The following is a 12187-nucleotide window of genomic DNA, read 5'->3' on the forward strand; positions in this document are numbered from 1 at the left end:
ATCAATAACCACTTTTAATAACTAACTTTGAAAACGCTTTTACAGCTCTCGCTGCTATCGTTCGCCAGCTAATCGCCTGGTCACTTTGCCACGGAATTAGGTGGTCAACATCCCCGGAATATCAACCATAGCCGACGGAAAAGGTAAATGGTGGGATGGCTATGATCCTGTTGACCTTTACGGTCCTGTACACTCGAGTAAGGACGATCCGTTACGTTCGTCGTTTGCCAATCAATTTATGTGGCGTGTTGATGATGCCATCACCAAGTACCACCCCGATGTAATCTACTTTGACGAACACGGGGGAGACTCGCAGGTAGATTTAGGAGTGCACATGGGTTTGGGGTTTTTAGCACCACAGTTAATTGCAAACTATTATAATAAGGCGTTGAAGTGGAATCATGGTAAAATGGAAACTGTGGTTAATTTAAAAGGTATAGGTGGCCAATACAACAGCTTCCAGAACAGTCTGGATCTATTGCCTTATGTAGAGCATTCCCTGGTAAAAAGTTCGGAAAAGGTAATCGAACGTGAAATTATGGCCTATCCGTTCCAAACAGAGGAGTCAATTTCGGAATGGCATTATCAAACCGGCCAAAAATACTTAAGTGCAGCAGAAATTGTAAAGATATTGATGGAGAACGTTTGCCGTAATGGGACGTTGCTGCTTAACTTAACACAGCATAACCGGGGTGACCTGGATCCTGAGGTAATACAAACAGCAAACGATATTGGAGCCTGGCTTAAAATTAATGGTGAAGCTATTTATGGGTCGAGGCCTTTTGAAGTCTATGGCGATACTACGCTTTATTATACCCGCAATAAAGGCAAACTATATGCCACTATCATGAACTGGGACAATAAGCCTGTTTATTTAAAAGCTTTAGCTATTAATGGTGCAACGCTCGGGAAGGTTACGAAAGTTGAATTGCTCACTAACGGCCTGCCCATTGCATTACCGTTTGTACAAAACGAAAATGGGCTAACAATAAATCCCACCCCACAGGCCAAAGTTCTGATCGGGATCAATAACCCCGTCTTGACATCGCAGTACCGTGTGCTACGCATAACACATAGCAAAACATGGATAAATGATGATGATCCGGGCGTTTACGTCGCACAGGGCTGGTTTAGGCATGCCAATTTAAACAGCGGGGATTTTAATAACGATCTAACCGGCAGCAACACCCCTAGCGCTAAATGGAGTTTTGCTTTCACCGGGAATCAAATTGCACTCATTGCACCACTACAGCCAAGTGCCGGTAAAATGGAAATTCTAATAGATGGTAAACGGATGAAGATTGTTGATCTGTCTACATCGGGGGGCCGGAAAAGCCAGCAAGAGGTTTATCGAAATAATAATTTAGCACCGGGAAAACATGCCATTACTGTTGTAAATCTTGGTGGCGGCTCGGTTGCAATTGATGCCTTAATTACAACAAGTTTGCATTGACGTTGGAAAGGCACGGCATCTGTTAGTGTGCGGATAATGAATAAAATATACTGAAGGAATTTGAATTGCCTATTGGAAATGAAAATAACTGATGTGAGCTTTTAAGAAGAAGCTTTGAACAATTTATGAATTACAATATGATAAAGAGAAAAGTGCTATGTTACGGAGTTATCCTTTGGATGATTTGTTTTGTAACCATGGCCGAAGGGCAGACTCAATTGGGCGGGTTGCCACAATACATTACTCAGAACCCGGTAGGCACATCTTTTCCAATTAAGGTAGGCAGCAAGACAGCTTCCATTGTTGTTGACCCTGATGATTGGAAAGGCGTGATAGGTGCCGCAAATGACCTGGGCGATGATGTGCGTAAGGTCACCGGCGTACCATCTATAGTAGTCAAAAGCCAGCAGTTAAGCAAAGGCAACATCGTTGTTGGCACTATAGGTAAAAGTAAACTCATAGACGGGCTGATCGCGTCAGGGAAAATCAACGTAAGCACCGTTAAGGGTAAATGGGAATCGTTCATCATACAAACCGTGGGCGATAACCTGGTGATTGCCGGCAGTGACAAACGTGGAACGATATATGGCATTTATGATGTGTCAGAAAAAATAGGAGTTTCGCCATGGTACTGGTGGGCTGATGCCCCGGTGAAAAAGAGTAACGCTTTGTACATTAAAGCAGGAAAATACATACAGGCTTCGCCTAAGGTAAAATACAGAGGAATATTTATCAATGACGAGAGCCCCTCGTTCTCCGGCTGGGCAAAAGCTAATTTTGGAGGCATTAATTCCAAAGCATATGTGCACATGTTCGAATTATTGCTGCGTTTAAAGGCCAATTACCTTTGGCCGGCCATGTGGGGTAATGCGTTCAATGAGGATGATCCGATGAGCCCGGTACTGGCCGATGAGTATGGTATAGTAATGGGTACTTCTCATCATGAGCCCATGATGCGCTCTCAAAAAGAGTATACCAAACGTCAGAAAGAGATTGGCGCGTGGGATTATACCACCAATGCCGAAAATTTGAAGAAATTTTGGACTGAAGGCTTGGAGCGTAATAAATCGTATGACAACCTGATCACCATGGGCATGCGTGGCGATGGTGACGTAGCCATGGGAAAGGGGGATGATAAGGAGAATATCCAAACCCTGCGCAACGTGGTGTCCGACCAGCGCGAGATTATCCGCAAAGTGTACGGCAAAGATCCCGCTGAGGTACCACAACTCTGGGCCATATTCACCGAGGTACAACGTTATTACGATGCGGGGATGAATGTTCCGGATGATGTAACGCTTTTGTTCTGTGACAACAATTGGGGTTATATACGCAGAACAGGCCCTGCTAAAGAACTGAAACGAAAAGGGGGATTGGGCATGTACTACCATATTGATATGAACGGCGGCCCGTGGAACGACCGCTGGATAAATACCACGACCGTTCCCAAATTGCGTGAACAGCTTAGCCTGGCCTACAATACAGGAATAGACCGGATATGGATTGTTAATGTGGGCGACTTAAAGCCGAAAGAAGTGCCCATTGATTTCATTATGCGTTATGCTTGGGACCCCAATGCCATTTCTGCCGACCAGACCGACGACTATATGCGGAACTGGGCTACAGGTATTTTTGGAAAGGAACATGCTTCGGAGATTGCGGATATTGTTTCTAAATATTCCAAATATAACCTGATACGCAAACCTGAAGTTCAGGATCCGCGTATCTTCAGTTTCGTAAATTATAACGAAGCGGACAAGGTGCTTAAAAAATGGAAGGAACTGACCAATCAGGCCGAGGCCCTCGAAAAAAAGATGCCTAATGATGCCAAAGATGCCTATTATCAGTTGGTCCTATACCCTGCAAAAGCTTCTGCCGGTGTAGCAGAAATATACCTGGCTGCTGGGCGGAATAACCTGTATGCCAAACAAGGGCGAATAAGCGCCAATGATCAAGCCAACCGTGCACGTGAACTATTTGAGCTGGATAAGCAGTTAAGCGAACGTTATAACAAGCTTGTTGACGGAAATAAATGGCAGAATATGATGAGTGATGTTCACATAGGATACCGGCAATGGTCTATGCCCAGGGAAAATAGCCTGCCGACTATGACGGAAGTTACTCCGCTTTCCTCACCGGCAATTGGGGTGGCTGTAGAAGGAAGCACTAACGCTTGGCCAAATGCAGAAGTACAGGCCGAATTGCCTCAGTTTGATGTCTTGGATAAACAGCAGTATTTTATTGATGTATTTAATCGCGGTACAGGAATGATAGCGTTTACTGCAAAACCCGATAAGCCATGGATTAAAGTCAGCGCATCTGGCGGCCATACTGCTAAAGAGCAGCGCTTATATGTAACCATCGACTGGAAAGCCGCCCCTGAAGGCAAAAACTCCGGAAACGTTGAAATTTCGCAAGGAGATACAAAAATCTTAGTTGCTGTTAACATGCTCAAAGCAAACGCTCCATTAGCTAAAGTACCTTTCTACGGTGGTTTCTCGGGAGAGTTCTCCATCCCGGCTCATAAATTCAGTGCAAATATAGCTGGTGCAAATGCTAAATGGAAAGTGTTGCCCAACCTGGGCAGGGCCGAGGCTTGTATGGGCATCAGTCCTGTTACCGCACCAAGTGCTACGCCTGATAACGCTCCGAGGTTGGAGTACAACGTTTTCCTTGGCAAAGGTGGCAATACTAAAGTTTGTTTAGGCATATTGCCCACGCAAGATATTAATCCATCACGCGGACTTCGGATTGCTGTTTCGATAGATGGAGGAGAGCCGGTAATAACTGATGCCAGGAAAGGGTATGTAGACACCTTCAACGAGTACACGCCCGCTAACCTCAAAAACTCATTAGTATTAAAACCTTTGCCTCCATTGGGGGCTGATTACGCGCTGGTATCTCGCCGCCAACAGCGCCGCAATGAAATTTTTGATAACCTTCGCTGGCTGGACGTTGACTTGGACGTGAAGCAGCCGGGTATGCATACCCTTAAGGTATTTATGATAGATCCCGAACTGGTGCTGGAGAATATCGTAATTAATCCAGATAACGATCATCCAAGTTATTTAGGAGCACCCCCTATCGAGCATCAAACTGCTTCAACTTTAAAATCAAAAATCGTAATAAAATAAAATAGCAATCTTAGTATGATTAAAAAAATGCAGTCAACATATATAACAAGACATTGGTTTAAGGCGCTTGTCCTCATCCTGATGGGTCTGAATTTGTCCGAAACGGTCAAAGCGCAGGAGGTTACTTCCGGTGAACGCCCCGCTTATGTCAAAAGCACAACTTCTAAAGTAAAATCTCCTGGCACCCACGTGTTCAAATACAAGAACCCGATCATCCACGACACCACGATCGCCATGCGCGATCATTCTATTTTAAGGGTTGGCAAAAAGTGGTACTGTACCGGGACCTCCTTACCAGTATGGACAGGCCCAAATCCGGGCGTGCGTTTACTGGTTTCTGATGATATGCTTCATTGGAAACAGGAGTCATGGCTGATCGACGGGTCTAAGCTGCCTGCCGATTGCCCGTATAACGGGAGGTTCTGGGCACCGGAGCTCCATTTTATCAAAGGCAAATATTGGCTCATTGTAAACAGTGGTAAAGTAACACCCCAAGATCCGAAAGGCTTGGCCACTCACAGTATTTGGTTATTTAGCGCTGATAAGGTGACCGGACCATATAAACTTGTTAACGGGCCGCTGACACCGCAATATAATAATGACGCTACGTTGTTTGAGGATACGGACGGACAAGTATATCTCTATTGCAGTGGTAATGGCTTGTTCCAGGCCAAACTCGACTTGGAAAAAGGGAAAATCATCGGTGAGTTGCAAAGATTTCGCACCGCCCGTGATAGCATTAATCCAAAATGGATGTGGGGTGGTATTGAAGGTCCGTTTGTGTTGAAACGTGAAGGCCTATATTACATGTTCTTCTCCACCTGGACCAGGGGTTATGAGGTGGGGTTGTTAAAATCAAGATCTCCATTAGGCCCTTGGGAGTTGGCTTTGCCTGAGCCAATTTTCGGTACCCGGAAGAAAGCTTACAGAGGGGCGATCGCGGACGTTGCCGGCAACTTTACAGACACTAAAGATCCTTATTGTGAAACCGGGCATAATGCGATTTTTGAAGGGCCTGATGGCAAGCTCTGGAGTTCCTGTCATTACGTTTTCTATAAAGGCCAACCGTTTCCTTCTGTAAATGAAATGGCAGAGCCGAAGCCGCAAATGGGGATTGAACCTTTATATTTCAAGAATGGCATCTTCACCATAGGTAAGCCAACATGGACGGAGCAAGCCGTAAAATATTAATAAATAACTTCGCAGCTTTACTGATCTACTATGGTCAAATTATTTGTGGTAGGCTTTCCGAGGGATATGAGTGAAATATCGCTTGATCAGCTATTTAGTAAAGAGGCAATGATTAGACGGGTTACCATTATCCGTGATATCCAAACCGGCATAAGTAAAGGGTATGCTTTTGTGGAAACAGTTGATCAGATTGGTGCTGAACGCGCCATTAGAGCACTTCATGGCACAAGGATCGGCGACCGTACAATGAGCGTTCGGATCGCAGAAGAGAAGACTCCGCAGTCCGCCCGCGTGCAAAATGTTATAGAGACTAACCAAATAAAGTCCGAAACAGAAAAAAAGATTATTGGTAAACGACCTAGAAAAGCTCGCAAATTCTGACCGGTGATTTCATCTGGGAATTTAATAGAATGGTAGTCAACTTAATAAAATAATGCGAGTGGCCAAAAACAACCTAAAAGTAAGCTAATAGCTAAGATCGCAATTTTGATGCAGCCGGATATATGCGTCTGACAAGTAAAATATCACGGTCTTAAAAGTACAACTAACAAATTGACGAGCACCTTTATTTAAAAAAGATCCTTTTAATTGTGGCTCCCCAGACTGAACAGGATTCGAACCAATTGGTAGGACAACTGAAGATTTTAAATGATTTAAATATGGCATAGATAGGTTAAATTCTTCATCGGTTAAGTTGTAAGTTGAGCGATAAGATTTAAGTTTCGCAACCTTAAACCCTTAAATCATCTTATTTTAGTTAATTCAACTTAGCGATACAGAAATTAATTTGTAGGTGATTGTTAGTAAATTTTAAGATTTCAGTACCAGATTAAAAACAAACTTGTCGTCCCAAAATGGGTCACTTCTGTTATTTCACTGTTTCCAAAGTGCGGAAACTTGGCAATATTAAGTATTATTTTGCACTGATTTATAAGTTGATTTTTATAAAAAAAATCGTTTTTCTTTCATAGTTTAAACGCACAAGATTGGTTTTTTGCCTGAACCAATAAAGTTATAGAAGACGATTTTCTGCACCGGTCATGTATTCGACAGTAGACAAATTATTCAATGTATCGATAAAGCCCTACTAAGTCACAATGAATACTATATATATTGTGACTTACAAAGTGCTATCTGACTAATTAATGTTTCATGTTGGATTTACTTATTAACATCCATATTTTCTTTATACCATTCAATTGTGTCAGAGGAAACATAATTAGTAAGATTAAGACGAAAATAAGACAGTTCTGGATTATAGCCATTAAATATTGGAAAAGATCGTTTAAGAAAATTTTTATCTGTGCCAAATCTGAAAATAGAAACATCTACGGAAATTCGATCAGTAGTTTTAGTTTGTGAATTAGATAGTTCAACAACCTTTCCTTTTTTATTTTTTACCATCATCCCAGTATACCTATCTGATTCGATTTGTTTATCTAGAATAAGTAAATAAACTATTAATCGGTTTAATAAGGATGAGTTTAGATTGAATTGATTGGTTCCTGAAGCATGGTAAACAACAGTGTCGTCTCTTAAAAACGGTTTTAAATCTGATAAGGCAATTGGAATTTCTTGATCATTCTTAAAATTAGCGTCATACATTTCTCTAAGTGATACATTTTCACCCAAATATTGTGAGGCGGCAAATTTTTTATCGACTTCCAGCATTTTCAATCCCAAATTACGAAGTGAATGAAGCCGTGTCAAATCGAAAATAGTTTTATGATTTATAGGTTCCCCGTCAAATGTATTTTTTAGCTTAGCTCGGATAAGATCTATTAAAGCCCCATCACCACTTCCTCCAACCAAAACACTTGTATGTGTTTTAAAGGGCCGCATCAAAACATCTGGTTTCCAATAACTTTGGAAATCTCCACTTTTAAAGATGTTTGTCTCATAACCATATCCAATTGCCATTATTAAAAAATCGTAATGTCCTTTAAATTTTTTATTGGCAAATAGATCATATCCTTGCTTTGACTTCTTTATATCATCAATTTTGACGTTTACTTGAAGATCGATTTTTAGTTTAGAATCATAAAATTGTTGCCTGATTTGATTTAAAACCGAATGAGTGTAATCCGCATTCCATTCTAAAAATGGCAATTCCGCTTGATCTTTTTCATATATCTCACTCGGCCAATCGTAAATGTATGGATGTATGAATCTATGTGTTGCAGTTTTTTGTAACATCAAAATATCATCATCACTTTCAAATAAATTGATATTTTTAACACCTAAATAGCTACAGGCGACTGCTGCAGTAACTCCTGAAATTCCTCCTCCGATGATACCTATTTTTTTATCCTGAGTAAGCACTTTAAACTCAGATAACGCGCGGATAAGGTTGATGGCACGTGATTGTTGTGCTAAAAAGGTTATACGCTCCTCATTTGTTCCCAGTAGAAAGATACCTGGGCTTTCCTTAACAGATGATAATAGAATATTTCTTTCAAACTGAAACTGGTCTTTTCTCTGCTCGGACCTAATTAATTTTTCAATGAATAATGAGTTTATTACATTTTCGGAAATTAGTTTGAATGCTGTAATCAGCTCTAGCTTTCGTGTTTCGCCAAGGTCCTCATTCAAAGCTATCATACAGTTTAATACTGATGTATGCTTTTTTAAATTACCGTCCTCATCATAATAGCTTATGGGATGTTTAGGGCTATGCCAAATTGAAAAAACAAAATGTTCTTTTAATTTACCATCTATTTGGCAGAAATAGTAATAAGGAACTATAATCGGATTGGACTTATGTAAAAAATCCAACGCAGAATTTATAGAGCCATCAAAATTATCACCTATTGAGTCTACAAAATGTTTAAATACAGCCGAAACGACCTCATTGTTTAAGTCTGTAATATTATTTTTGTAATCAATTATTTCTGTTAACTGTCTTAACGCGTCAGGTGAGTCTAAATACTTAATAGCGTCAATTTCTTCGGAAAGTTGAGGTTTTACGCGATCAACTTTTGCGCGGATTTTTTGCCAATGAGTGTGAGCATTCGCCGAATGTGATTTCCAATTACTTGGTATGTCTAATTCTTGTAAAGATGATTCTGGGTCACTTTTTAGGTTAAAATATTTATTCAGGAATGGGAAGGTAAAATAATTCTCAGTTTTAGTGCAATTTAAGTTTTCAACCGAATCACTCCGTAAGTAATTATAGCAATCCTTAACTTGTAAATCCTTGTTTTCTTTAAAATTTTTATACAGAAACCAAATTAGTAAACGCCAGATTAAAAAACCATACATCATTGTACCATGGTTATAAACAACGTAATTTGAGCTAGAAGCCAAATCACCTGATGAAGGAAGTTCTTTAAAAAATTCGGGAACTTTAGTAAAGGTCACAAAATTTTTGTGATCATAAAGACCTTGATTTTTCCTTTGAATTTGAAATATTTTATTTGCGAGTAAATTATATTCTTCCTCATTGAGGGCACTGAAATTTATGAGACTGCGTGACTTTGAGGTTCTATCTTTTCTGATAGGAATGTTTAGTTTAGGATAATTTTTAGCATCAGATACTTCATCTTGCAACAATACAACTCTTTTCTCTAATGCATCAGCGATTACTAAAGCTCCTCCGGCAATTTTAAAATAATCATAAAATAGCTTTCTGAATCCACCATCTTCCACGAATAAATTTTGGAATTTTTCAGAACTGGCATCACTTATTTCTCGATTTTTTTGAAAAATAGTTTCAAGGATTTTTAGGTATTCAGAGTGAGCCATTAAATTAAATATTTATTTTCTGTGATAGATTTTTTTAAGAATTCCGATTTAGGATTATCTATTTGTTGAATCAGGTTTTTTTCAACTATTGAACCGTCGGTTATTACGAAGTATTCATCAGCACAATACTTTGCAAAGTTGATAGAATGAGTAACCATGATAATTGTTGTACCATTTAAAACTGCATCCTTAAGTAAAAGAGCAATTTTTTTCGCATTAAGATTATCAAGTGCTGAACTTATTTCATCAAGTAATAACACTCGGGGTCTTAAAGAAATCGCGCGAGCAATTGCTACTAGTTGTCGCTGTCCAACGGAAATTTCCCAAGGCATTTTTTGCAAAAGGTGCTCAAATTGAAAATCTGAAATCGTTTTCTCGAAAATTTCTGAATAATTCTCACGATACCTGCTTTTTAAAGGCAAAAGAATGTTTTGTTTAATATTTAAATGAGGAAACAAAACAAAGTGCTGAAAAACAATAGTTACATCTGGCCAAAGGCTCTCAGAATGACGGTTAACTTCGCTTTTTGGACCATCACTTAAATTGAACTTGATTGATCCAGTATCAATGGAATCAACTTTTGCAATACATCTCAACAATGTGGACTTTCCGGAGCCGTTAGGTCCCAATAGCGTGTAAAATCGTCCTTGCGAAATCTCCAAAGAAATATTAGACAGAACATTAATTGTTCCGTATGCTTTAGAAATATTGTTAATACGGATAATCATTTCTCTGCAAGTTCCTTAGTGTATTTTTGATTATAATAAATCGATAATAGGTAAATTGGAAAACAGAGAAATATAAAGAAAACAGCCATGGCTGAATAAATAGTCACCGGTTGCTGTACTTCGGAATTTATTAACTGAGCTTTTTTAAAGATTTCCTGAACAGATATCGCTCCTGAAAATATCGATGTTTGAAGGATGAATATCTGCAACATAACTATTCCTGGTATACTTTTTCTTAAAATAATTGGTATTTTAATTTTTCTTAAAACATCTATCGAACTAAGACCGCATACACTTGCTGTATCCGCTATTTGATTAGGAAAATTTCTTAAAGAACTAATCAAAACCTGGTAAACCAAAAATGTATTTATGAACGATAGGGTAAATGCTGCCGTAACAAAAGGCGAAAAATTCCGACCAATCAAGGCTTGGAAAGGATAGTAAAACCAATATAACGTGATTAAAAATGGAACGGAGATTATCAATAATGTCAAGAGTTGAAATATATAAAAGAATGGAATTGGAACTTTGTAGGCAATTATAGATAGTATTATCCCTTGACTAATACCTGTTATCCATACTATTAAACATAATTGAATTGTCACCCAAAAACCATCCCAAAACACACCTTGGTATTCATTTAATATTTGGAAAAAATCATTCATTATCTTCTTACAGATTGATAAGGCTTGGCTACCCTGATGTGAGTTTTAAATCCTTTATCATATTTTTGAATAATACGGTCAATCGTTCCACTATTTTCCAGATCCATTATTGCAAAGTTCAATGTTTGGGTCAAATCGTATTCACTTTTTCCTACCATTATTGAGGTTGCAAATACGCGAATAGGTTTTTCTTCAGCAATGTTTTTAAGGCTGTTAGGATTTTTTGTAATGTAATTATTGCCCGGTCCTAATCCGATAAATGTAATATCAGCTTTTTTTTCAGCTACATTCTTTAGCATTAAAGAAAGATCGGAGGTTGGTGGAATACTTAACGTTTTTGCTGATGGAAAATCTTGTTTAGCAATAGTTGCTGCCATTTCACCATCGATTGTAGAAACAGTTATACTGGTATTATTAACCAGCGAAAGGTCTTGATTAAATCTTTCATCATCTTTTCGAACGTAAACACCAACTGCATCGTAAAAAATTGGTGTGGTAAAATCAGCGACCTTTCCTCTCGCACTATTTATCCATACACCAGATCCGACAACATCGTATTTTCCGGTTCTTAAACCTTCAGCCATGTCTGAAAACCCAACCTCTATTGTCCAAGATATTTTATAACCCAACTTTGCACCTATCGAATCTAATACTTCGCCAAATATTCCAGATATTTTTCCAGATTTCGGGTCTTTTATAAGGTAAGGATCGGCGATAAAGTATGCCGCTCTTATCTCTTTGTTTTTAGTCACGCGATTGTATGTAACATTAGTCGAATCTTTTTCGCCTTGGTCATAACATCCCGTTAACACAATCAATAGAATTAAAATGACGTAAGCTGTAATTTGAAACTTTGGAAACTTATAAGATTTATTTTTTTTCATAATGATAAATTTCAGGTTAATTCTATACATGAAAATAATTGCACTATAATAGCTTTTAAATATATTCAAATATTTATCGAGGTTACTAAATTATTTCACTTTCTTAGAGGTAAAAACATGATTATTTTTGGAATCTGGACTGCTGTTCTAAAAGCATACTGCTTCCTTAGGCCAAATCTTGTAGGCTATCATTCTGTTGCGCTAAAAGGGAGTGATTTTGCAGAGGTTAAACTGCAAAGATCGTCTGGTCAACATTTAGTTATATTCTGTTATACGGCGAAACACTCAACCTTGAAGCAGCTAAAACGCTATGGTCAAATTCCGCATTGACAGCGAATGGTCCGCATCTGGAATTAAGAATCTATTACAGGGATCGAAAGTTGCCTAA

8 protein-coding genes are annotated in these 12187 nt (G+C 38.9%); 4 read left to right on the forward strand and 4 right to left on the reverse strand.

What is annotated here, in order from left to right:
- Positions 1-100 precede the first annotated feature (100 nt).
- The 4 genes from IEV61_RS19765 (at position 101) to IEV61_RS19780 (ending at position 6159) form a co-directional block, all read left to right on the forward strand.
- Positions 101-1453, forward strand: a complete 1353-nt coding sequence (locus tag IEV61_RS19765) for an alpha-L-fucosidase (RefSeq protein ID WP_188418798.1) — start codon at positions 101-103, stop codon at positions 1451-1453.
- 137 nt (positions 1454-1590) lie between these two features.
- Positions 1591-4587, forward strand: a complete 2997-nt coding sequence (locus IEV61_RS19770; protein ID WP_188418799.1) for a glycosyl hydrolase 115 family protein — start codon at positions 1591-1593, stop codon at positions 4585-4587.
- A 15-nt stretch (positions 4588-4602) separates the two neighbouring features.
- Complete coding sequence (locus tag IEV61_RS19775) at positions 4603-5778, forward strand: glycoside hydrolase family 43 protein (protein ID WP_188418800.1); 1176 nt, start codon at positions 4603-4605, stop codon at positions 5776-5778.
- A gap of 30 nt (positions 5779-5808) precedes the next feature.
- A complete protein-coding gene (locus IEV61_RS19780; RefSeq protein WP_188418801.1) occupies positions 5809-6159 on the forward strand; it encodes an RNA recognition motif domain-containing protein in 351 nt (116 codons plus the stop codon).
- Positions 6160-6939: 780 nt separating this feature from the next.
- Here the strand turns inward: IEV61_RS19780 and IEV61_RS19785 are convergent.
- From IEV61_RS19785 to IEV61_RS19800, 4 genes are read right to left on the reverse strand one after another with little or no spacing between them, the layout of a single operon-like run.
- A complete protein-coding gene (locus IEV61_RS19785) occupies positions 6940-9522 on the reverse strand; it encodes a hypothetical protein (RefSeq protein WP_188418802.1) in 2583 nt (860 codons plus the stop codon).
- Positions 9522-10250, reverse strand: a complete 729-nt coding sequence (locus tag IEV61_RS19790; protein ID WP_188418803.1) for an ATP-binding cassette domain-containing protein — start codon at positions 10248-10250, stop codon at positions 9522-9524. The genes IEV61_RS19785 and IEV61_RS19790 overlap by 1 nt, the downstream gene beginning before the upstream one ends.
- Positions 10247-10915 (reverse strand): ABC transporter permease family protein, encoded by a 669-nt coding sequence (locus IEV61_RS19795; protein ID WP_188418804.1) that lies wholly within the window; start codon positions 10913-10915, stop codon positions 10247-10249. The genes IEV61_RS19790 and IEV61_RS19795 overlap by 4 nt, the downstream gene beginning before the upstream one ends.
- A complete protein-coding gene (locus tag IEV61_RS19800) occupies positions 10915-11799 on the reverse strand; it encodes a substrate-binding periplasmic protein (protein ID WP_188418805.1) in 885 nt (294 codons plus the stop codon). The genes IEV61_RS19795 and IEV61_RS19800 overlap by 1 nt, the downstream gene beginning before the upstream one ends.
- Positions 11800-12187 lie beyond the last annotated feature (388 nt).

Source organism: Mucilaginibacter galii, from assembly GCF_014635825.1.
GTDB lineage: Bacteria > Bacteroidota > Bacteroidia > Sphingobacteriales > Sphingobacteriaceae > Mucilaginibacter > Mucilaginibacter galii.

Coding starts and splice junctions, on each gene's coding strand:
- IEV61_RS19785 (WP_188418802.1), bottom strand. CDS start 9,522: ATGGCTCACTCTGAATACCTAAAAATCCTTGAAACTATTTTTCAAAAA.
- IEV61_RS19770 (WP_188418799.1), top strand. CDS start 1,591: ATGATAAAGAGAAAAGTGCTATGTTACGGAGTTATCCTTTGGATGATT.
- IEV61_RS19775 (WP_188418800.1), top strand. CDS start 4,603: ATGATTAAAAAAATGCAGTCAACATATATAACAAGACATTGGTTTAAG.
- IEV61_RS19790 (WP_188418803.1), bottom strand. CDS start 10,250: ATGATTATCCGTATTAACAATATTTCTAAAGCATACGGAACAATTAAT.
- IEV61_RS19800 (WP_188418805.1), bottom strand. CDS start 11,799: ATGAAAAAAAATAAATCTTATAAGTTTCCAAAGTTTCAAATTACAGCT.
- IEV61_RS19780 (WP_188418801.1), top strand. CDS start 5,809: ATGGTCAAATTATTTGTGGTAGGCTTTCCGAGGGATATGAGTGAAATA.
- IEV61_RS19795 (WP_188418804.1), bottom strand. CDS start 10,915: ATGAATGATTTTTTCCAAATATTAAATGAATACCAAGGTGTGTTTTGG.